Annotated in this window: 21 protein-coding genes and 1 pseudogene; 3 read left to right on the top strand and 19 right to left on the bottom strand. The window is 55.1% G+C overall.

Going from position 1 to position 22,059, the window contains the following annotated elements; all coding sequences use genetic code 11:
• Nucleotides 1-139: 139 nt before the first annotated feature.
• The 4 genes from acnA to K9G39_RS10765 form a co-directional block, all read right to left on the bottom strand.
• Nucleotides 140-2,878 carry an aconitate hydratase AcnA gene (acnA, locus tag K9G39_RS10780; protein ID WP_292004931.1) on the bottom strand — a complete coding sequence of 913 codons (2,739 nt, stop codon included), beginning with the start codon at nucleotides 2,876-2,878 and terminating at the stop codon, nucleotides 140-142.
• A 41-nt stretch (nucleotides 2,879-2,919) separates the two neighbouring features.
• On the bottom strand, nucleotides 2,920-3,306 hold the full coding sequence (locus tag K9G39_RS10775; RefSeq protein ID WP_292004930.1) for a histidine triad nucleotide-binding protein: 387 nt from the start codon (nucleotides 3,304-3,306) through the stop codon (nucleotides 2,920-2,922).
• 54 nt (nucleotides 3,307-3,360) lie between these two features.
• Nucleotides 3,361-3,879, bottom strand: coding sequence for a hypothetical protein (locus K9G39_RS10770; RefSeq protein ID WP_292004929.1), 519 nt, complete (start codon nucleotides 3,877-3,879; stop codon nucleotides 3,361-3,363).
• Nucleotides 3,880-3,981: 102 nt separating this feature from the next.
• The gene (locus K9G39_RS10765; RefSeq protein WP_292004928.1) at nucleotides 3,982-5,313 is read right to left on the bottom strand and encodes a hemolysin family protein; all 1,332 of its coding nucleotides are present in this window, start codon (nucleotides 5,311-5,313) and stop codon (nucleotides 3,982-3,984) included.
• 385 nt (nucleotides 5,314-5,698) lie between these two features.
• Between K9G39_RS10765 and K9G39_RS10760 the strand changes: the two genes are divergently transcribed.
• Nucleotides 5,699-6,367, top strand: coding sequence for a fibrobacter succinogenes major paralogous domain-containing protein (locus tag K9G39_RS10760; RefSeq protein ID WP_292004927.1), 669 nt, complete (start codon nucleotides 5,699-5,701; stop codon nucleotides 6,365-6,367).
• 31 nt (nucleotides 6,368-6,398) lie between these two features.
• On the opposite strand, the gene K9G39_RS10755 is transcribed toward K9G39_RS10760, so the two are convergent.
• The 5 genes from K9G39_RS10755 to K9G39_RS10735 all read right to left on the bottom strand — a co-directional run bounded on the left by K9G39_RS10755 (nucleotide 6,399) and on the right by K9G39_RS10735 (nucleotide 11,589).
• Nucleotides 6,399-7,172, bottom strand: coding sequence for a succinate dehydrogenase/fumarate reductase iron-sulfur subunit (locus K9G39_RS10755; protein ID WP_292004926.1), 774 nt, complete (start codon nucleotides 7,170-7,172; stop codon nucleotides 6,399-6,401).
• A gap of 11 nt (nucleotides 7,173-7,183) precedes the next feature.
• A complete protein-coding gene (locus tag K9G39_RS10750) occupies nucleotides 7,184-9,124 on the bottom strand; it encodes a fumarate reductase/succinate dehydrogenase flavoprotein subunit (protein WP_292004925.1) in 1,941 nt (646 codons plus the stop codon).
• Nucleotides 9,125-9,153: 29 nt separating this feature from the next.
• Nucleotides 9,154-9,816, bottom strand: coding sequence for a succinate dehydrogenase cytochrome b subunit (locus K9G39_RS10745; protein ID WP_292004924.1), 663 nt, complete (start codon nucleotides 9,814-9,816; stop codon nucleotides 9,154-9,156).
• 98 nt (nucleotides 9,817-9,914) lie between these two features.
• Nucleotides 9,915-10,559, bottom strand: a complete 645-nt coding sequence (locus K9G39_RS10740; RefSeq protein ID WP_292004923.1) for a cyclase family protein — start codon at nucleotides 10,557-10,559, stop codon at nucleotides 9,915-9,917.
• 43 nt (nucleotides 10,560-10,602) lie between these two features.
• The gene (locus K9G39_RS10735; RefSeq protein ID WP_292004922.1) at nucleotides 10,603-11,589 is read right to left on the bottom strand and encodes a dihydroorotate dehydrogenase-like protein; all 987 of its coding nucleotides are present in this window, start codon (nucleotides 11,587-11,589) and stop codon (nucleotides 10,603-10,605) included.
• 179 nt (nucleotides 11,590-11,768) lie between these two features.
• Between K9G39_RS10735 and K9G39_RS10730 the strand changes: the two genes are divergently transcribed.
• Nucleotides 11,769-12,200, top strand: a complete 432-nt coding sequence (locus tag K9G39_RS10730) for an SRPBCC family protein (RefSeq protein ID WP_292004921.1) — start codon at nucleotides 11,769-11,771, stop codon at nucleotides 12,198-12,200.
• Between the two features lie 21 nt (nucleotides 12,201-12,221).
• Here K9G39_RS10730 and K9G39_RS10725 read toward each other — a convergent pair whose 3' ends face one another.
• From K9G39_RS10725 to K9G39_RS10715, 3 genes are all read right to left on the bottom strand, one after another.
• Nucleotides 12,222-13,679 (bottom strand): alkaline phosphatase, encoded by a 1,458-nt coding sequence (locus tag K9G39_RS10725; RefSeq protein ID WP_292004920.1) that lies wholly within the window; start codon nucleotides 13,677-13,679, stop codon nucleotides 12,222-12,224.
• 106 nt (nucleotides 13,680-13,785) lie between these two features.
• Nucleotides 13,786-14,403 (bottom strand): acyloxyacyl hydrolase, encoded by a 618-nt coding sequence (locus tag K9G39_RS10720; protein WP_292004919.1) that lies wholly within the window; start codon nucleotides 14,401-14,403, stop codon nucleotides 13,786-13,788.
• A gap of 28 nt (nucleotides 14,404-14,431) precedes the next feature.
• Nucleotides 14,432-15,226, bottom strand: a complete 795-nt coding sequence (locus K9G39_RS10715; RefSeq protein WP_292004918.1) for an alpha/beta fold hydrolase — start codon at nucleotides 15,224-15,226, stop codon at nucleotides 14,432-14,434.
• Nucleotides 15,227-15,372: 146 nt separating this feature from the next.
• Here K9G39_RS10715 and K9G39_RS10710 point away from each other — a divergent pair, with 146 nt between their 5' ends.
• Nucleotides 15,373-15,882 (top strand): septal ring lytic transglycosylase RlpA family protein, encoded by a 510-nt coding sequence (locus tag K9G39_RS10710; RefSeq protein ID WP_292004917.1) that lies wholly within the window; start codon nucleotides 15,373-15,375, stop codon nucleotides 15,880-15,882.
• Nucleotides 15,883-16,275: 393 nt separating this feature from the next.
• Here K9G39_RS10710 and K9G39_RS10705 read toward each other — a convergent pair.
• The 7 genes and pseudogenes from K9G39_RS10705 to K9G39_RS10675 form a co-directional block, all read right to left on the bottom strand.
• Nucleotides 16,276-16,448 (bottom strand): annotated as a pseudogene (locus K9G39_RS10705) (ATP-binding protein); the annotation flags it as partial.
• 24 nt (nucleotides 16,449-16,472) lie between these two features.
• Nucleotides 16,473-17,657, bottom strand: coding sequence for a hypothetical protein (locus K9G39_RS10700; protein ID WP_292004916.1), 1,185 nt, complete (start codon nucleotides 17,655-17,657; stop codon nucleotides 16,473-16,475).
• A gap of 84 nt (nucleotides 17,658-17,741) precedes the next feature.
• Nucleotides 17,742-18,215: an N-acetyltransferase gene (locus K9G39_RS10695; RefSeq protein WP_292004915.1), complete on the bottom strand. Its 474-nt coding sequence runs from the start codon at nucleotides 18,213-18,215 to the stop codon at nucleotides 17,742-17,744.
• Complete coding sequence (locus K9G39_RS10690; protein WP_292004914.1) at nucleotides 18,212-19,114, bottom strand: hypothetical protein; 903 nt, start codon at nucleotides 19,112-19,114, stop codon at nucleotides 18,212-18,214. The genes K9G39_RS10695 and K9G39_RS10690 overlap by 4 nt, the downstream gene beginning before the upstream one ends.
• 219 nt (nucleotides 19,115-19,333) lie before the next feature.
• A complete protein-coding gene (locus K9G39_RS10685) occupies nucleotides 19,334-19,741 on the bottom strand; it encodes a hypothetical protein (RefSeq protein WP_292004913.1) in 408 nt (135 codons plus the stop codon).
• Between the two features lie 490 nt (nucleotides 19,742-20,231).
• A complete protein-coding gene (locus K9G39_RS10680; protein ID WP_292004912.1) occupies nucleotides 20,232-20,744 on the bottom strand; it encodes an N-acetyltransferase in 513 nt (170 codons plus the stop codon).
• Between the two features lie 60 nt (nucleotides 20,745-20,804).
• On the bottom strand, nucleotides 20,805-21,770 hold the full coding sequence (locus K9G39_RS10675) for a transposase (protein ID WP_292004911.1): 966 nt from the start codon (nucleotides 21,768-21,770) through the stop codon (nucleotides 20,805-20,807).
• Between the last annotated feature and the right edge of the window lie 289 nt (nucleotides 21,771-22,059).

Raw genomic sequence — 22,059 nt, 5'->3', positions numbered from 1 at the left:
TCCTCTGATCGCCTCAAGCGCCACTTTGGCCTTGAATTGTGCCGTAAAACTTTTGCGGTGCTTTTCGCTCATATCTTGTCCCTTTTTTGGGCAAGTTACCACCTTAAACCTTTGTCTGAAAATCAGGGTCCACTATAAGCTACAGTCCTCTTGCCAGACGGCGAAGCACGGTCTGCAGAATGCCCCCATTGCGGTAATAGTCGGCTTCCACTCTGGTGCCGATCCGTGAAATCACCCGGAAGCGCCTTATCTGGCCGGTAAGCCCGGAACGAGCGGTAACGGTGAGCGCCGCTCCCGGCAGCAGGCACTCCTCGACGGGAATATCGAAAAGCTCCGATCCGTCAAGTGAGAGCGATTCAGCGCTCTGAGCGTCGGCAAATTCAAGAGGTAGCACGCCCATCCCGACAAGATTCGAGCGGTGAATGCGCTCGAAGCTCACGGCGATCACGGCCCGCACTCCGAGAAGCAGGGTGCCTTTGGCCGCCCAGTCCCGGCTGCTGCCCATGCCGTAGTCCCTTCCGGCAAGAATAACCAGAGAAGTCCCCTCGCTACGATAGCGCATGGCTGCTTCGTAGATGCTCATCACTTCATCACCGTTACCGTCCCCGGAAAACCAGGTCGTCAAACCGCCTTCGGTTCCGGGAGCGAGCCTGTTGCGTATCCGCAGGTTGTCGAAGGTTCCCCGTATCATCACTTCGTGGTTCCCCCTCCGGGAACCGAAACTGTTGAAATCCTCACGGGCAATGCCGAGGCCCAGAAGATAGAGCCCGGCGGGCTGTGCCGGACGGATGCTTCCGGCCGGGCTGATGTGATCGGTCGTGACCGAATCGCCGAAAACCGCAAGAGCGCGCGCGCCGCGTACAGATTCCGGAGGATCCGGAACGTGCCCGATATCATCGAAGAACGGGGGCTTTCTGATATATGACGAAGCAGGGTCCCATGTATAGAGATCGCCATCGGGAGAGTCGATTTGCAGCCACTCTTCGGTGCCATGAAAAACATCGCGGTATCGCAGACCGAACTGCTCCGTCGATACCGATCCGTCGATAACCTGCCGGATCGCGTCATCCGAGGGCCAGAGATCTTTGAGATAAACCGGAATGCCCTGACTGTCGAAAGAGAGCGGTTCGGTCATGATATCGATGGCGACCGTTCCACAGAGCGCGTATGCTACGACAAGCGGTGGACTGGCAAGATAGTTCGCCCGAACCAGAGGGTGGATACGTCCTTCAAAATTCCGGTTCCCCGAAAGAACCGAACAGACAATGAGGTCGTCATTGGCAATCGCTTCGGAAATATCATCGCCCAGAGGACCGGAATTGCCGATGCAGGTGGTACAGCCGTAACCGACCGTGGAAAAACCGAGCGCATCGAGGTCAACAGAAAGTCCTGAAGCTTCGAGATAATCGGTAACCACCCGCGAACCTGGCGCAAGGGAGGTTTTAACCCACGCCTTCGGCGCAAGCCCCCGCTCTCTTGCCGCACGCGCAAGAAGACCGGCAGCAACCATGACTGAGGGATTGCTGGTGTTGGTGCATGAAGTGATTGCAGCAATCACCACCGCACCGTGTCCGGGGAGGGCTGCGGGTTTCGGAGCCTTTCCTCCGGAAGCGGAAAGCGGAATTACAGTGGAAAGGCAGCCTTCGTAATCCATCTGGCTTCCGTTGCCGGCACTGTTCTGCCTGCCGTAGACGCTCTTGATGTCAATCTTCCACTGAGCGCCTGCCGAAACGAGCGGGATGCGATCCTGCGGACGTTTGGGGCCTGCAATTGAAGGCGCGACAAGCGAAAGATCGAGTTCGAAAACCCTCGAAAAAACCGGATCGCTTCCCGGATCCCTCCAGAGACCCTGCTCCTTGCAGTACCGCTCGACCAGATCGCACCGATCTTTGCGACCGGTCATCTTCAGATAGTCGAGCGTAAGGGTGTCGACCGGGAAATAGCCCATGGTGGCTCCGTATTCAGGGGCCATATTGGCGATGGTGGCCCGATCGGGAATGGCAAGTTCATCAAGGCCGGGCCCGAAAAACTCGACAAAATCATTGACGACTCCGACTCGGCGGAGCATTTCGGTAACGGAAAGCACAAGATCGGTCGCAGTCACACCTTCCGGCAGAGCCGAATGCATATGGATTCCGGTAACCCGTGGCAGGGAAATGGAGAGTGGCTGGCCCAGCATGACCGCTTCGGCCTCGATTCCCCCCACGCCCCATCCTGCAACGCCGAGCGCGTTGATCATGGTGGTATGGCTGTCGGTACCAACCAGCGAGTCGGGATAAGCCATGCCTCCATCGAGGGTAACTACCCCGGAAAGATATTCGAGGTTGACCTGGTGCACGATGCCTGTGCCGGGAGGTACCACCCTGAAATTTCTGAACGCTTTCTGTCCCCACTTCAGAAAGGCATAGCGCTCCCGGTTCCTGGAAAACTCGATCTCAAGGTTGCGGCGAAGGGCTTCGGGAGATGCCGCGACATCCACCTGCAGCGAGTGGTCGATCACAAGATCGCAGGGCACGAGAGGATTGATCTGTTCCGGATCGCCGCCAAGCCGGAGACATGCTTCACGCAGAGCGGCAAGATCGACGATCGAGGGAACGCCGGTAAAGTCCTGGAGTACCACTCTGGAGGGCCTGAATGCGATATCGGCCGCACCGGCCCTCGAGGGCTCCCATGAGGCAAGGCAGAGAATGTCCTCGAGGGTAACCGCATAGTTGTCACAGTTCCTGAGTGCGGACTCGAGCAGAATTTTAAGGGATTTCGGCAGGCCGGGAACGCAGGAAAAGCCTTTTTCGGCAAGCGCTTGCAGGGAGTGGCAGGAAACAGGCCCCATAAGGGTCTGAAGGGTGCGCAAGGTCTCCTTCGGGTCGATTGTCATCATAGTCTCTCCAGCTCCTGAAAAATTGCTGCGGCAAGGGGCCTTCAGCCGTGCTGTGCGGCCTCGCCGGGAAACGGAGGCCAACCCATCCTTTTGCCTCCGATGAGATGGCCGTGGATATGAAAAACACTTTGCAGGGCATCCGTACCATTATTGAAGACCAGACGGTAACCGGAAGAGAGCACTCCTGTTTTTTCAGCGACGACCTGAGCGGCAAGCAGGATATGACCGGCAATATCGAGATCTTCGGGCTCCAGGTCGCTCAACGATGCAATATGTTTTACCGGAATAATCAGTACATGCTGCGGCGCAGCCGGGGTTATATCCCGGAAGGCCAGAACATGGTCGTTACGATAGACAACCGTTGCCGGAATCTCTCCCTGAACGATTCTGCAGAAAAGACAGTCCGGATGATGGTGTAGGGTACTCATGACGGCAACTCCTGCTTGTTGGGCTGCGAAAGGGCCGGAAAAACTGCATGCCCGTTATTTTATTTCTTCCGATACGGCAAGTGTGACGGTTTGCTGATCAGCCATAAGAAAAACGGAGATGGCTCCTTTTGTCGCGTTAATCGAACCTCCGGCTCCCTTGTCCGAGGTAATCAGGGTAAGAACGGTCTCAAACCCTCTCCTTTTCAGCTCCGCATCATACTCTTTGATGCTGTTTTCGGAAACATTTTCCAAAGCTACGGTCCACCCCCTGACTCCGGAAGTCTCCGTGCGCGTTACGGCCTTGACGGTACCATAGGAGAACTTCGGGACCCCTGACGGCATATCCTCAGGCCATGATGCATGTTCCGACTGCACTTCGATTTTCTGGCCATCGGATTCAATAGACATCTTTCCCTTAGCGGTATTCAGCTCGACATTGTTTCCGGTAGACTGCTCGATGGCTTTTTCAAGAATCTCATCTCCGATTTTTTTCTGGCAGGAGGAGAGTGTTGCGGCAAGCGCCAGGAGAGAGAACGAATATGCCGCTGTGCGAAGAATCGATGGTCGCTGCATGAGTATGGCTGCTGTCTTGTTGAAAAAGGATCCGGCGGACAAACCCCGCCCTTTTCAATGTAAGCAATCGTGCGGCAACAAGAAACAGGATAGAGCGGAGGCTTACCTGTCCCCGTCACGGGAGGCCGGAACGGAATCAGGTTCTGCGCTCCTGACGGAAACCGGAGCGGCCAGTACCTTGTCGATCCGCTTTCCGTCAAGATCGACAACCTCCAGACGCCACCCTTCCCACTCCATCACATCACCGGTTACGGGCATTCTGCCGAGAAGCCACATCAGAAGGCCGCTCAGCGTATGATAGAGCCCCTTATCCTCTTCAGGCACACTTTTCAGATCAAGGGTATCTTTCAGTTCAGGAACAGGAATCATGCCGTCAAGCAGCCAGGTCCCGTCATCCCGCTGCAGTGCCCATGAATCTTCGAGATTGCGGGGCACGAACTCTCCGGTCACGGCTTCCAGGAGATCCTGCATGGTCACCAGTCCCTGAATTTCTCCGTACTCGTCGACGACAAACACCATCTGGGTGCCTGATCGCCTGAAGTGTTCGAGCAGCTCCATGCCGGTAAGCGTTTCCGGCACATAGACGCACGGCTGAAGCTGGGCAGTGAAATCGGTAAGCCCTCCCTTGAGGGTCTGGGCAAGCAACTGCTTGGCGTTGACCACACCGAGCAGCGACTGCAGTCCGCCCTGACAGACAGGAAAACGGGAGTGCTCAGACCCCGTGACCCGCTCGATATTCTCTTCCAGAGGCCGGGCGACATCGAGATAGATGATATCCGCCCTCGGCACCATAAGGGTTCCGAGCTGACGATCGTCCAGCCTGAAAACATTGCGCACCATATCGTGCTCCTGACGCTCTATAATGCCGGCTTCCGATCCCTCCTCGAGCATGGCGTGGATCTCCTCCTCGGTCAAGCTCGGAGCCGACTGGGGATCTTTCCCCAACAGTCGCAGTATCGTATCGGTGGAAGCCGAAAGCAGGCGCACGAAGGGCCTTGTTATGGCCGCAAGGGCAAGCATTGGCCGGGAAACGAGCCGGGCTACCCCTTCGGGATTGAACTGGCCAAGTCGCTTGGGAACCAGTTCGCCGATGACTATGGTGATATAGGTGATGGAAATGACCACCAGTGCGGTGGCAAGTACGCCGCTGATCTCCATATCCATGCCGAGGGACTGCAGCCAGCGGGAAAAGGGTCGGGCAAGAGCCCCTTCGCCGACAATACCGTTCAGGATACCGATCGAGGTTATGCCTATCTGTATGGTTGAAAGAAACCTTGTCGGCTCCTGTCCCAGCCTGACGGCTACTTCCGCAGCTCTGTCGCCCTCACCGGCAAGCTTCTGCAGTTTTGAGCGTTTCGCCGTTATCAGCGCAATCTCCGACATGGCGAACATGCCGTTGACAATAATGAGAAATAAAAGAAAAAGTATTTCCATAAATGGAGTTTTGAACCTTCGAACCTGCCGTTACAGATTCAGTGCCCCCGACGGAGGTAAGCCAATGCCCGTAAAGATTCCTTATTCAAACAGAAGTTCAGTTACGGTTATCAACTACAACATTCAATGCTGATTTCCAAACGGACATTGTCACAAAAAGGTTACAACTTTTCCCGTCGTAAAAAAAGCGCACCGGTGAAAAGTCAGTCCCATCGCTCTTTAACGCTTTTAACAGCAGTGCTTAGGTAAAGGTTCACCAGAGCCCTCCTCTGACCTGACAACGCAGCCGGGCGCAGTCGGCTCGTCATAGTTGAAAAAACCGTTTTCCTCCCTATTTTATTGCCAGTGCCGTTCATATTCATGAATCCGATACCCTCTTGCCTCAATGAAAAACAACAGGTCTCTCTGCAGAATCATGCCCATCCTTCTCATCCTGCTTGTAACCGCCTGCAGCGGCAAAAAAAGCGAACCCCTGACGGACAGCGAAGGAAGAAGCTACAGTACCGCCGAGATCGGAAACCGTGTCTGGAGTGCGGAAAATCTCGATGTGTCCCGTTACCGTAATGGCGATCCCATTCCGGAGGTCCGGGATCCCGAAGAGTGGTCGAAACTGACTACTGGGGCATGGTGCCGGTATGAGAACGACCCTGAAAACGGAAAAACCTACGGACGGCTCTACAACTGGTACGCCGTCAACGATCCGAGAGGAGTTGCACCAAAAGGCTGGCATGTGGCAACCGATGCCGACTGGAAAGCACTGGGCGAAGCTCTTGGCGGCCAGGAGCGTGCAGGCGGAGAACTCAAGTCCGCGAGGTTCTGGAAAGAAACCGACGGCAGGGAGGGAAAAAGTGGACTCGACATCCTTCCCTCAGGTGCCCGTCGCGACACTGACGGAGCCTTTGTGCTTATCGGTGAGTACGCACGGCTCTGGTCTTCAACGGAATCGGCCCCCGAACGGGCCTGGGGATACGCCATCGGTTACTTCGACGACGCACTGCGCCGGGGAGAGGCCGGCAAGCGGCTGGGGTTTGCCGTCCGATGCGTCAAGGACTGAAGATTGCCTTCGTGATGTACGCAAAAGGCGGTCAGAGCGAATCCCTGACCGCCTTTTCCTTTTCGGAAAACAGCTTTGCCGAAAGAAACTCCCGGTTCATGCGGGCGATATTGGTCACGGAAATCAGTTTCGGGCACTCCACCTCGCAGGCATAGGTGTTGCTGCAGTTACCGAAACCCAGATCGTCCATGCACGCAACCATCTTCTGTACCCGCTGGGCTGCCTCCACCCTTCCCTGCGGAAGCAGGGCGAGATGAGAGACCTTGGCGGAAACGAACAGCATGGCCGCGGCATTCGGGCACGCGGCAATGCAGGCTCCGCAGCCGATACATGCGGCAGCATCGAATGCCGCGTCGGCATGCGGCTTGGGTACCGGAATGGTATTGGCATCGGGAATGCCGCCGGAATTCACCGAAACATAGCCTCCCGCCTGGATGATCCGGTCGAGCGCGCTGCGGTCGACGACGAGATCCCTGATAACAGGAAAGGCTTTTGCCCTCCACGGCTCGATATGAATAACCTCTCCGCTGCTGAAGGATCGCATATGCAGCTGGCAGGTGGTTACGCCGCTGACCGGCCCGTGCGGCCGGCCGTTGATGTAGAGACTGCAGGTTCCGCAGATACCCTCCCTGCAGTCGTGATCGAAAGCGACCGGGTCGCCGCCTTCGGCGATGATCTGCAGATTGAGCACATCGAGCATTTCAAAAAAAGAGATATCCGGAGAAATACCGCTAACACGGTAGGTGAACATCTCTCCCTTTGCCTTTGCATTTTTCTGTCGCCAGATTTTAAGCGTGAAATCCATAATCCCGTAGCTTATTTATAAGAGCGTTGTGAAGGCCAGACCACATCGAACAGAAGATCCTCGCGGAGCATGTCCGCCGGCTCGTTCCGCCCCTTGTACTCCCATGCCGAGACAAAGGAAAAATCCTGATCGTTTCGCAGCGCCTCGCCGTCCGGAGTCTGGAACTCCTCCCGGAAATGACCGCCACACGACTCCTCGCGCTGCAGAGCGTCACGGACCATCAATTCGCCAAGTTCAAGAAAATCGGCAACCCTCCAGGCCTTTTCAAGCTCCGGGTTGTACTCCTCGAAACCGCCGGGAACACGGACCTCCGCATGAAACTCCTCACGAAGCTGCGGAATGCGCTCGAGGGCATCTTCCAGACCGCTTCTGTTGCGGGCCATGCCGCACTGCTCCCACATGAGCTTTCCGAGCCTGCGGTGGTAATAATCGACAGGATGCTTCCCCGAGGTATTTTTCAGCTTTGCCAGCCGCTCCCTTACCTGTTCGGCGGCCAGCGTGAACTCGGAGCTGTTGGGGTCGAATCTTGGCGTATGGATTTCAGCCGCAAGATAGTTGCTGATCGTAACCGGCAGAACAAAATAGCCGTCGGCAAGCCCCTGCATGAGCGCCGATGCGCCGAGCCTGTTCGCGCCGTGATCGGAAAAGTTGCATTCGCCGATTGCATAGAGCCCGGGAACCGTGGTCATGAGCTCATAGTCGACCCACAGGCCTCCCATGGTATAATGAACCGCCGGATAGATCATCATCGGGGTTTCATAAGGGTTCTCGGCGACGATCTGCTCATACATCTGGAAAAGGTTTCCGTAGAGCGCCTCGATAGTCCCCGCACCCTTGCGCTGTATGGCCTCGGCAAAGTCCAGAAACACGGCCACACCACTCGTACCGACGCCGTATCCTGCATCGCATCGCTCTTTTGCAGCTCTCGAAGCGACATCCCTGGGTACCAGGTTGCCGAAAGCGGGATAACGCCGCTCCAGATAGTAATCGCGGTCCGACTCGGGGATTTCCGACGGTTTTATCTCCCGGGCACGCAGCCGGTCAACATCCTTTTTGTGAGCAGGAACCCATATCCTTCCGTCATTGCGGAGGCTTTCGCTCATGAGCGTCAGCTTCGACTGGAATTCGCCGTGAACCGGAATGCAGGTTGGATGAATCTGGGTGAATGCGGGGTTCGCGAACAGGGCTCCTTTCTTGTAGGCGCTCCAGGAAGGGGTAACATTGGAACCCATGGCATTGGTGGAAAGAAAAAACACGTTACCGTATCCTCCGTTTGCCAGAACGACCGCATGCGAGGCGAAACGCTCGATTTCGCCGGTAACGAGATTGCGTGTGATAATCCCTCTCGCCTTCCCCTCGACAAGCACCATATCGAGCACGTCGCGCCTGTTGTAGAGGGTAACGTTGCCGGCGGCGATCTGGCGGCTCAACGCACTGTACGCTCCGAGCAGAAGCTGCTGGCCTGTCTGGCCCCGTGCATAAAAGGTCCGTGATACCTGGGCGCCTCCGAACGAACGGTTGGTGAGCAGCCCTCCGTACTCCCTTGCAAACGGAACACCCTGGGCCACACAGAGATCGATGATCTGGTTGCTGACCTCGGCAAGACGGTAAACGTTGGCTTCACGGGAGCGGTAGTCGCCACCCTTGATGGTATCGTAAAAAAGCCGGTAAACACTATCCCCGTCGTTGGGATAGTTTTTAGCCGCGTTGATTCCTCCCTGGGCGGCAATGCTGTGCGCACGGCGGGGCGTGTCCTGGTAACAGAACACCTTGACGTTGTAGCCGAGCTGGCCGAGCGTTGCCGCGGCGGACGCTCCGGCAAGACCGGTGCCGACAACGATGATGTCAAGCTTTCTCTTGTTGTTGGGGTTGACCAGTTTTGCCGCCGACCTGTATGCAGTCCACTTGTCAGCTATCGGTCCTTCCGGGATTCCGGCATTGAGGCGCATCATGGAATAAGGATTTTTCAGCAATTGTTAATTTATCTGAAAAGAAGAAAATAGAGCGGTATCACCATGAATCCGAGGGTTATGGCCACGGAATAGATGGTTCCCGCAGCCTTTACCGCGCCCATGTACCGGCTGTGGTTCCACCCCATGGTCTGGAATGCGGACTGGATTGCGTGGTTGAGGTGAATACCGAGGAATACAAAACAGAACATGTAGAAGAGCGCGTACCAGGTACTGGAGAAGAGATGAAGGGTCATCGCATAAAAATCGTGAGGGCCGATACCCTCAGGGGGAGCCACAAGACCGACCTTGACGAAGTAGTAATCGGAAAAATGCAGGGCAAGAAAGATCAGGACGATGATGCCGCTGTGCAGCATGTATTTCGACAGAAAGGAAGTTTCCGTGCGATTGCCGATCACATAGCCGACAGGCCTCGATGCGCGGTTCTGCCGGGAAACCAGAATACCCTGCACGATATGGAGAAGAAACCCTGCAAAAAGAACTATCTCGAAAATCCTTATGAGAGGATTCGAACTCATGAATTCAGCAGCGACTGAAAAGGAACGCCCTCCATCATCGCTGAGCAGCAGCAGATTGATGCCGAGATGCACGCCGAGAAACGTTACCAGAAAAACCCCGGCAAGCGCCATCATCACCTTTCCGGTGATTGACGAAAATTGCAATAACTTGTTCATACAATAGGTTTTCAGTGCAATGGAAAAGAACAGGATCACACAGGATTCCAGCGAGGGAATGTACGATCAACTTTTTGATATTACAAAATAAAATCCATTCAGTCGTCCGGCACGGCAACCGCCCTCACGGGAGCGGCTTCCGCCCCCTCGAGTTTAAGGGGCAGGCAGAAAAACTGAAAGCCCGTTCCAAACAACCGTCGGTCGTGATAAACCAGATTCTCCACGATCAGTGTGCCCTTTGCAAGAAAAAGGGTGTGCACCGGATACCCTTCTGAATCCGCAGGATCGACCGAAACCGTGTCAACCCCGATACCTTTCAGCCTTAACCCTGCAAGCCACTCCGCAGCTTCGAGGCTCAGCACCGGATAGCCGGAAAGGTATCGCTGCGTGCCCCAGTGACGCGCCCATCCGGAGTGCAGCAGCACGAAATCGGCACCCTCGATCAGGTCGCGGTGAGGCAAAAGACGGGCAAGCGAAATGGCGCCGCCGCCAGCGTCTTCCATATCGAGCACCACCCCGCGGCCAACAAACTGTTCCACACCGAAAGCGTCAAGAGAGAGCCCCTCTCGGAACATATGCAGGGGAAGATCGACGTGGGTTCCGGTGTGGGAGGAAAAGGTGAGCATCCGTTCGTTGAAGCCGTCGGCTTCAATGGTACAGAACGGCACTGACTGCGGCAGCGGAGTTCCGGGGTAGCAGGACATGCCGCGGCCGATAGAATGGGAGAGATCAATCACACGCATAGCGCCTCTCTTCCATCTCAATTCTCATGACTGCCTGGAGTAATCAATTGATCCCTCCGAAATATTTCATAAATTGCACCCGTTCGTAGACGGCCGGGTTGGGGGCATGAGCCATACTCATTCTGCCGATAAACTCGCCGGTTGAGAGAAACCGGTGCCGTTCCATATACTCTTCAAGCTCATCGAGCATTATACCGATTTCACCAAACCCTTTTTTGTAAAGCACCGAGGCGATTTCAACCGCACGGGCACCGGCAAGAAGCTGTTTGATCAGCCCTTTGCCGTCATGAACCCCGGTTGACGCAGCAAGATCGCACTGCACCCGACCGCTTAGAATGGCAATCCAGCGAAGAGAGTTATAGATATCCGTCGGAGAGCTGAAAACTCCGCCTGCAGTAACGTTAAAGTTTTCGATATCGAAGTCGGGAGAAAAAAACCTGTTGAACAGCACAAGCCCGCTTATACCTGAGTTGGAGAGGGCAACCGCTTCAGCTGCCAGACTTGAAAAATAACTGCTGATTTTAGCGGCAACCGGAATACGGACAACTCTGGTGATTTTTTCGAGAACATCGGCGTAAAGCAGCTCATTTTCAGCACTGCTCCTGCTGGAATCGGAGGGTGGCAGGAAAATATTGATTTCAAGTCCATCAGCACCTGATTGCTCAATCTGGGAAGCGAATGAGAGCCATTCGCCTTGCGACACACAGTTTATACTTGCGATAACGGGTATATCGACAGTCTGTTTGCAGCTCTTTATCAGATCGAGATAACCGTTCAGGGCGTTACCCCTGGTATACTCCCGTATATAATCCTCTGCCTGTGCATAATAGTGGTGCTGTTCGTTCTGGTCTTCCGCCAATCCGGTTTCAAGCACAATCTGCTCTTCAAAGAGCGATTTCAGTACAACCGCACCTGCCCCGTGTGCCTCCACCGCCTTGACGCTCTCAAGCGTTCCGGTAAGCCCTGAACTCGCGACAATCAAAGGGTTACGAAGCTTCAATCCCATCCATGTCGTAGAAAGATCTGCCATAATGTTACTCCGTAAGTCGTATTTCCGTGCAGCCAAAAATAGCCTCACTCAATCAGGTTTATGGTAAAGCTAAAAAAGAAACTCCTTACCTGCACAGGAAAACGGAATGCCGAACAAAAGAATTCCTTTCGGAATTATTGCCTCTGCAGGACTGTTCCATTCAGGAAAAAGGATCCATCATGAACATCTCCCACACGATCGTCATCCGTCGCCCGCTGAAAGATGTGGCGGCTTATCTTACGGACATAGCCAACGACAGCGTCTGGCAGGAGGATGTGCTGAAGTCTGCAGTCACCAGCCAGACTCCCTTAGGCCAGGGTACCTCCGGGTATGAAATCCGGTCGGTTCTTGGCTTCCCCATGCATACCGAATGGATCGTTACCTCCTATGAGCCTGAAAAACGGCTCCGCTTCGCCAGCACAAGCAGCGCAGTCCCCTATGAGGGCACCATGGAATTCGAGCCTGTCGAGGGTGCCACCAGACTGACTTATGCCTTTTCGACAACGCCTGAAGGTCTTGCAGGACTTCTGGACCCGCTTATGGAATTTTTCTTCGGGTTCCGGTTCAGAGCAAACCTTGAAAATCTCAAAACCATTCTTGAAAAGTCCTGACCAGATGCCGTGAGCGCCTTGTCACTGCCTCCCGCCTATACGAGCAAGGCGCATGATTTTTTCGGCAATGCCGGTGTTGTCATAGCTGCCGCCGAACGCTTCGGCACCGGCTCCCGCCGCGAAAACCGGAACAGGAACCGCAGTATGAACGTTGCTTGTCCAGCCGATACCGGCCCTTGAGTTCAGCATGCCGGTAACGACGGAAGCAAAACGCTCCGCTCCGGGTACGGCGTTATGATTTGCCTGATATGCATCCCCGAGGATTTTCCTCTCCTGCAGGGAGATCGCCAGTGCAGGATCCAGAGCTCCGTAACCAAGCCCGTAATACACCTTCACGCTGTCGAGCGCCATGGCGAAGGTGACCTTGCCGCTTTTTTTCCATGCAGCGACCTTCTGCGAGAAGCGCTCCTGCGAAATCTTCTGGCGGCGCAAGAGCGGCAACCGACTTTCGTAACCCTGCATCGCGTTGCCGAGAGAAAGTCCTCCGCACTCATGATCGGCGGTCACCACAATGAGCGTTTCATCCGGATGAAGCCGATAAAAAGCGACCGCCTCGGCAATCGCCCTGTCGAAAGCCGCAACGTCATGCGCCGTCGCGGCGGCATCGTTGGCATGGCATGCCCAGTCGATCTTTCCCCCCTCGACCATCATGAAAAAACCGGCGGGGTTTTCGAGCAGCCTGATTCCCTGGCGGGTAAACTCGGCGAGGGAAAGTTCCTCTCCCTCCCGATCCATGGCATAACTCAGTGCCGCTTTGCCGTCGAAGCGGGTATACGCCCAGCAGCGCGTTCCCGGCACCACGGAAAGCAGATCCTCCCTGCCCGTTGTAACCCGGTAGTCGGCGGCTTTCATGACCGAGGGAATATCCCGCTTGATCGCCCCTTCCTTGCTTCGGTTATGTGCAAAGTCACCCTCGGCATAGCCACCTCCGAAATAGTCGAAACCGCTTGTCGCCATCTGCATGGCGATGTCGTGGTAGTTGCCTCTTCCGGCATTATGGGCGTAAAAGCAGGCAGGAGTGGCATTATCGATACCCACACTTGAAACGATGCCCACCCGCATGCCTTTCTGTTTCGCCATTTCGGCGATGGTGCGGAGGGTATCGCGGTGGTTGCTTTTCATCGAGATGGTGCCGATGGAGGTCTTGAAGCCGGTTGCCAGCGCCGTTCCTGCGGCTCCGGAATCGGTTATGTAGCGGTTTTCGGCATGGGTAGCGGTGACCCCTGTTACCGGAAAGCTTCCCATGGCAAGCACGTTACCCGAATCGAGTACAGCATCGGAGAGCTTTACCTGGGCCATGCCCATACCGTCGCCGATAAAAAGAAAAATGTATTTCGGGCGAGAGGAAAAAGAGCCCTTATCCGTCTTATGCACCAGCCCGGCGCTGCCCTTGCAGCCTGACGCCGAAACGAGCATGACCAGAACCAGCAGCTTCAGGAGAAGTGCTGATGTTATTGTTCCGTAACGCGGCACAGTCATGGTTGTTTTCCTATTGGTTGGGAAAATGCAAAAAGGCGGCATTGCTGCCGCCATTCAACATAAGAAATACCGGTGTTACGAATCGGTTACATCGGCTCTCCGCCCGTCAATAGAGCCAGGAAAAACCCAGGACAAGAGCATTGGTGTTGATCCCGTCATTGGAACGGTCAGCAAATCCTGCATGGGAAAGATGCCTGAACCGGTACCCTCCGAACAGCGCCATTGCCGGCGCAATCCGGTACTGCAGACCGGCCCCGAACTGGTCGAGAAAATTGAAGCCAGCCTTTCCCTGCTCCACGCTGTCGATGCTGTAGTACATCGGAGCGACGCTGGCCTCAAGATAGAGCGCCAGGGGACGGCTGACTTCGTGAAGATAGCGCACACCCAGGGCGCATCCTGCCTCCACTCCGTCTTCAGATCCTGAAACGGCGTTGACAAAAGGCTCGATGGTCAGCTGCAGGGTATTTCGGGAACTCTTTATGCCCAGCAGACCGTTGGCGCTGAAACCAAATCTTACAAATGCCGGATAGATGGATATATCTTCGGATTCACCATTCAGGGAACCCCATGCATAACCGGTTCCGATACCGATTTCATTCAGGCCGAGGCCGCTTTTCCCCTCGGGCGGAGCCGTTTCAGCGAAGGCCGGTGCCGGAACGAAAGCTGCGAATGAAAGAGAGAAAACGAGCAGAAGCGGAAAAAATGATGCGATAGGGCGGTTCATGGTACTAAGTTTTTCGGGTTAATTGTGGTTAAAGGCAAACAGACTGTCCGGCATGCACCGGTTTTTGTGCAAGCCTGCCGGAAACGAATGCAAGAACGGCCCGGACGGCCTCTTCGCGCTCGCAGTCGCAGAATATCTGATGCTCCGACCGTTCAAGCCAGATAACCGATTGCTCTGCGTGTCGGGTACCGATAAGCTTGAAAAGCATGGCTTCGCTTTCCGCCAGTACCGTTGTTTCCCTCCGGTTCTGCAGCAACAGCACCGGAACGTTAACGCTTCCGAGCTGCGGAAGTGTCGTGCCTATCAGCTCGAACAGGGAAAGAATCGCATCGGTCGGCACCCATTGATACTGACCGGCACACTTCAGATAATTGGTTCCGGCAAATACCGGCTTCAGATCCCATCTTTTAATTACCAGGGAAAGTGGAGCCGCGGCAAAGTGCAGCGGTCTTCCGGGGGCGAGCAGTGAGGCGAGCCTGAGGGCGGGGGCTGCAAGAACGAGAGAATCGACTGTGTCGGCGTACTCTGCCGCAAGCCGAAGTGAAATAAGGGCCCCCATGCTGTGCCCCACGACAATGATTTTTTCGGCCTTTTCGGCAAGTGCCTGAAATGCCCGATCGGCATCAGCCATCCAGTCATGAAAGGTAACCCCCCTGAGCGCTTCAGGTGAAGGGGCTCCATGTCCGGAAAGAAGCGGCAGGCTTACCGGCAGACCAAGTGCCCTCAGCGGTTTTTCAAGAATTGCAACGCTCTCCGGCGTTGCGCTGAACCCGTGGATAATCAGGACGCCTGCAGGAGCTTTCGCTTGCCGTTGTTCAGCCATAACGATGGGGAAAAAGCCGGAAGAAATTGTAAGAGTACAAGCAAAGTGCTTTTTTAATTGAACGAAGAATATACGCCCGGAGAGGGAATTTTCCTGTTAAATAGCTATTATTATCTTAACAAACCCATGAAAAAGGAGACGAATCAATGATGCGCAAGATCCTTTTTACGGCACTCATGGCAGCAGCCGTAGGGCTCAGTTCCTGCTCGACAAGCCGGGGAACGTTTTCCTCGGGAGGCGGCCGTCTGCTTTCACCCGAAGAGGCTTACCGGCTGGGAAAACTCAAGGACAAGCCCTATGTGATAGACGGGAAACGCTATGTTCCCATGAACTACAAGGAGACAAAAGGCTATCAGGAAATCGGCATCGCTTCGTGGTACGGCCAGGAAACCCTTGATCAGCACAATAACCAGCCGACAGCCTACGGCGAAATATTCCGCCCCGACAAACCCAGTGCCGCACACAAGTACCTCCCGCTTCCGGCAATTGTCCGGGTAACCAACCTCGAAAACAACGCCTCGATTGTCGTGAGGGTAAACGACCGTGGACCGTTCGTCGACGACCGGGTGATAGACCTCTCTGCCGAAGCCGCAAAACAGCTCGGATTCCACGGAAAAGGCACCGCGAAGGTCAAGGTCGAAGTACTCTCGAAATAATATTCAAAGAAACCCGCATCCCTTTCCCGGATCCCTCTTCGAGCCCAGGCACAACTCCTGAACGGAAGCTCCGCCGGATTCTCAAGCAACAAGATCATTTCAGAACTTTCTCGGTGCGTTCGGGTCTGTGTCCTCTCACTGACCGGAAAAATTGCTGCTGCTTCCATCTATCGTCAGCAGGCCGGAGTGGCGGTCGATTCGCAAATTCTTGCTGTTGAGAAGATTTTCGTTGAAAAGATGATTGCGATAAACGGAAAGCTGAAAATCAACCCGGCATCATGAGTCAGGCATTCTCAAGCCTGCAATGAATTCTATAAGGGCGATACAGCCCTGTTCCGGAATCGATGAATACTCCGGTTGGCGCATGGTTAAACCTCGTGCACTGAACTCCATTCATTTGTCTGAAAAACAAATATAAAAAGTGTTCGATGCTATCGTTTCAGCAAATGCTTTTCGCATGGACTCCCCTTTAATGGTCAGTTGATACGCATTGTGCAAGAGCCGTCCACAAATATGGCATCGGCCAGTGTCGGATGGCCGATGAGGCGGTGCCATTCCGAAACCGGAAAATGGCTGCCGCCGGGAATACATCAAGCCTGGCTGATTTTGATCCGGTACGAATTTCGTATTTTTTCAATCAGCCTGATCTCCAGACCGGACTCGGGATCGACGTAACGGCTTTTGCCCTGCAAATCAAACGCGGCGCCAAGCAAAGTCCTGACATCAGGATTGGCATCAACCAGACGAACCGGAGCCTCTCCGTTCCTGCATTCGGCGATGCCGTCATCGGCTTTCATGATCAGCACCCCGTGTCCTGGCAGAACGCTATCGTATAAACCGACAGGCTGGCGATTTTCGACAAGAAAATACCGAGTTGCAGTCAGCCTTATCCGGATCGCCAGTATCTTCGATTTGCCGTCTTCCAGAGGTCCAAGCAAAATCTCGGCAGGCAGGGATGACAGGTCAACCTCCCATATTTTCTCCAGAGGGAGCCAGCCCAATCGAAGCCTGGTCCACGAAGAAATGCCCGGCGGAGGAATATTCGGCTGATACAGGTGGCAGGACATCGGATCCCAGTACCCCATATTGATCAGGGTTTGTTCAAACCCTGTTTGTCTTGTTGGATATCGTTCCTGCAAATCATGGTCGTAAAGGCAGGGAACAACCCTCTTGCCGTTCACGACGCCGCCCCAAACGTGAGCAATATCATGGAACAGGGTACCGACATGGGCGTTCGAGGTAAAGATAGCTACGCCATTTGGCACGATCTGGCCACGACGCTTTGTTTTAAAAACAAGCTCGCGTGACCAACCAAGCATCCCCGGATAGCCGCATAGACCGACCATACCGTAATCCTGCATCGATGCACGCATGAAAATCACCACGTAATCGTAGCGGGAAAAAGCATAACCATCGTCTGCAGCATCGATGGCATCCTGTACAAGCCGGAATACCCGGGATTTGTCGACCTTGAGATTGGCAGGTGATATCGAGTAGCTCGATACCGGATCAGGAAGAAGAAGCCAGTTGGTGAAATCGAACTCGGCGCAAGCTTTGCCGTAAGACATTTCACGGATATAGGTGCTTACTTTTCGGAATCGCTCAGTGACGAAATCTTCCGTGACAGCATGTGAGCCGCCCGGAAAATCAGCCAGAAGAACCAGCCCCCGACGTGTGTGGCAATCTGCAGGTTCAGCAATCAGGGGAAAAGGAAACCGAGCCATCCCGAGGGCCAGGGCTCCGGCAAGAAACCTTCTTCGAGTAAAAACCGCCATAATTGTATCTCCTGTTGTGACATGCACACGAATCCCCGAACTGATCCCGAAAATCCTGAGGGCTCGGGGATCACGCCACTCCGATCACTCGTTCCGGCCATCCGCCATGAATGCCTCATGGAACCCGACAGTGCCCTGCGGCAGGAACCCGTCGAACGAAAGCACAAAAAAGACCTCCTGCGGCACGCCCTCGATTACAAGCTCCTGGGAATTAGTGAACCCGAATCGCCGGTAGTAGTCCGGATGCCCCACGAGGCAGCAGCCTTTTGCGCCAAGCGCTTTAAGCCTTTCGAGACCTTCCCGAATCAGCGTCTTCCCGATACCCTGCCGCTGCAGTTCAGGAAAAACCGATACCGGCCCAAGGCCAAACCAGTCGGAGCGGCCATCCAGTTCCGCCACGAGGGAAACCGCAAGCGCATCGGCGGCGCGCAATGCCTCGATAATGAACTGCTCGGTGTGGTTGCTGACCTCCAGCGTCATGAACGCGGCGACAGTCACTCCGGTTATCGCACGGGCATCCTCATGCGTCTCGTCTCTGATAACGATCTGTGTGCTCATGGTTTAGGAACATCAATGTAAAGAGGCACGCCTACCTCGGGAACGGCTGGTGGCGGTGCCGTTTTTTCAAACCGGTTGTAGGCGATAGTGATGCCGATGGCAAACCCCATGGCCCCTACGCCGAGAAGGACGTCGAGATAAGGCGGCGCGGTCAGTGCAAGCCTGATCACCACGGTTGCGACGGCAAAACCGGAGTTGCGGAACAGGATCGGATAGCTCGAACTGTAGCGCAGGGATATCAGCACCAGAAGCACATCGCTGAACACCAGCACCGTATAAAAAATAGAGAAAAAATCGTAAGCCGTTTGACCCGTCAGGAAATAATAACCCTGGAGCACCCCTATGCCGCTGACGATCAGGAGCAGAAGCAGCGACACGATCTTCTTCGAGGCTATGAAATCCGCAGTGGCTACGGCGGTCTGCGTAATGACCCGATGGTGCTGCAGCCGATAGTACATTCCGAGCAGGAGAAAAATCAGAAGCCCCCCTCCAGCGCTGGAAATGATGTGCAGCACCGGCTTTGAAGCCTGCTCCCAGACGAGCGGTTCGTTGAAGTAAATGAACTCCTTGAAAGAGTGGCGCAACAGGATGAGCGACAGGATTTCGAACTGCTTGCCCACAGAATCGGAAACCGAGTTCGCAAGGCTGAACACCAACCCGAAAACCTCGATCCCGAGCAGCATCGAGAATGCAACGTTAATGGCATAGAAGTGGCTTTTAGGCATCAGCTCGGCAACGGCTTCGGGCAGCCACCCCTGACGTGCCAGCTCGATGAGCGCAAGCGAACCGAGAAAGGCCGCGATCAGGAGATTGGCGGCAGCGCGCTCGGTGCGCTTGTGTTCCCAGATATGCTCCAGCGAATCGTACACCGCAACAACCCGTCTGAAAAAGCCGATCATAACTATCCCTTGTGGTTAAGCCTCCAACTCCGTATCGTTTTTCCTGAAAATACACTATCGAGCGGGAAGAAAACGCCCGGAAAACAACATTTAACCGGATTGCAGCACCCGTCACGGCCCGGTTGACTGTTAACGCACGGGCAGGTGCGGATGAGTGTTTTAAGAAATGCCGGCCTTGGCACTGTGCATTGCTGCATGGCCGGCATTCCTGCAGGCGGACTATACGGTAAAGCTGTAGTCGCTCCACCATATCCTTTTGATGGCGGGCTTTTCGCTGTTGTAGCGAACGGTATGAACCGACCGGGTGCTGCTGTATATCGACAGGTAGTAGGTATCGCCCGACTCATCGGTAAAGGCCAGATACATGCTGCCGCTTCCGAAACCGTGGGGACCCTGGGCATCGACATTGACGACGAAGTCAAAGACACCGGGAGAACCCGTCAGGGTTATGCCGTACACCATAGCCCCATTGTTGGCGCGCATGCAGGTGCTCAGATCCGTGTTTCCCTGAATACTGGCTGTTTCGTTGCACTGCAGGCCCTTGACTGACCCCACACTGTTCGGCCGCCCTTGCTGCGAGCTCTCCCCGCAATCGCCCTGAAAGTCGGTGATAGGATAGTTGCTCATTGTCTGCTCCTGTTGTTTGATTGGAAAAAACAAACCCTGGATCGATCCAGCCTCGCCGCAAACATGGCGACGGGGCTGTTGTTCGCCATCCCCTCTCCTGTTCAGGCTGGGTATAATGCGGGAACAAAAGACAAGCGAGGATTCCGGATTGAAGTCCGGAATTTTGAGAAAAGGAAATCCTGCAGAGAGATCTGCGTGGCAATGCTGAAGCATTGCATCGGGATGGGGGGCATGTTTTTCCGAGTTTGGGGGTTGTACCCAGCAAAACACTTGTCTTTCACATGTTAGCAAACAGGAAACGAATCCGCAAGCCTTTTCTACGCCATCCGGTCACCCCCTGAAGTACTCCCGGAACTCGCCGGAGGGCTCACGATCGGCACAGATGTACAACGGGTTTCCCCGGGTGCCGACATCCATACACACGGCTTGTCGCGAAGCAGGTTGAGCGTTCGCCTGTTTTCATCATCTCCTGAGTATAGCATTAACAATCTCAGGCGCGCGCCATGAATGCCTCATGGAACATGACGCTCCCGTTCGGGGTGTCTCCATCGAAGGAAAGCGCGAAAAACACCTCCGGAGGCACTCCCTCTATGGCAAGCCCCCCGTGATTGCCGAACCCGAACTGCCGGTAGTACTCCGGATGCCCCACGAGGCAGCAGCCCCGGGCACCCAGCGCTTTCAGGCGCTGAAGCCCCTCCTGTATGAGGGCCTTGCCGATTCCCTGCCGCTGCAGCTCCGGCGCAACCGATACCGGCCCGAGGCCGTACCAGCCGGTAGTGCCGTCCGACATGGTCACTGGCGAGAATGCGATATGGCCCACCACACGGCCGTCGAGCTCCGCCACAAGGGAGAGCGTGAGCGCACCGGCAGCGCGCAGCGCCTCGATCACGAACTGTTCGGTGTGGTTACTGACTCCCAGCGTCTTGAATGCCTCGATGGTGAGATCGGTTATCGCTGCTGCGTCGCCGGGTTGCTCGTCCCTGATTGTTATGTCAGGATTCATTGGTTTAAGAACATTACTATTCATCAACAGACGTAAATGGTTACTGATTGCCCCATACGTCTATTTCTGCTTGAGCATATAGCTGACGGCGCTCGGCGTCACCCCGAGCCGCCGTGCAATTTCGGCAAGAGGCAGGCCGATTTCGAACGCGCCCTTTCTGGCAAGCTGTTTCCGCAGAGAGGGAAGCCGGCCGCTCCTGCTCCCTGAGCGCAGGAACGTTACGGTTACTCCTGCCACTTCGCATGCCTGTTCGGCAGCTTCGTCAAACAACTGCAGCCGCTCGTGTTCCGACAACGGAACCTCTTTCCCGTCAGCCGCCTCCTTCAATATCTCTTTGACGAAATCCTCACCGCCGAGAATCCGCTCGTCGCCGAGGGCTTTCCTGCCCCGTTTCCGCATGGACTGAACCCTCGACCAGCCGCCCTGAGAGCGCACGAGGCCACCTCCCGAAAGCTCCTGTTCACGGTCTGTGGCCAGTTCCTTTTCAAGAAATGCCAGATACGCAGTTCTTGCCGCTCCCGCACTGCCGCCGAAAAAGCGCAGCACATAGTCGCGATCCATCCAGTCGTACTTCACCCTGTCCAGGAGCACCGCGTGGCCGCTCCAAGGATAAAGCGCCAGTTGCTCCAGTGTTTCGACCAGACCAGCACGCAGGGGATTGAGGTGGATGTACGCCACAAGTTTATCGAAGTACGCTTCCTCCTCGCAGATGATGGACTTGTACCGGTTCCGGAAAAGGTACCCGACCCGCTGGTGCCGTCGGTTGAAATACGGAGCGTACCCCGAGAGCAGACGGCGCATGAAGGAGGAAAGTCCGTCAGGGCCGCTTTTCAGGAGGATGTGTGCGTGGTTCGTCATAAGCGCAAAGGCGCAGATGCTCGTGCCCGAACCTTTGGCAAGCAATCCCATCCGGTACAGAAAGGCTTTCCGGTCCGTATCGTCCCGGACGATGCTCCCTTCTTCGATCCCCATGATGATCACATGATGCAGGGTTCCCGGCGAGTCAAGTCTCGCTCCTCGCGGCATAGTGTGGCAGGTTTTTGTTTATTGGCGGAACCGCTTTTCAGCAATATACGAAATACCTCCCCCCAATAGCTTGTGATGCTAAACAGTGTCCCTGATAACTGCACAGAAATGAATGGAAGTCAAAGGATGTTTCCGATTTCAGCAAACAGACCTGAAAGCGAAACAACCGTTATCCCCGGATTTATCCGGTAACTTTCCGCAACCGGTGCGACAACAAATGTATGGGCCGGATCGACATCATCGATGGCAGTATGGGTGCCTCGCGACAGAACCGGTGCAACTGAAGCCT

Origin of the sequence: Chlorobium sp. (assembly GCF_021740465.1) — a bacterium.
GTDB lineage: Bacteria > Bacteroidota > Chlorobiia > Chlorobiales > Chlorobiaceae > Chlorobium.
Note: the sequence above shows the minus strand (reverse complement) of the source record. Positions and strands in the feature narration are given on the sequence as shown.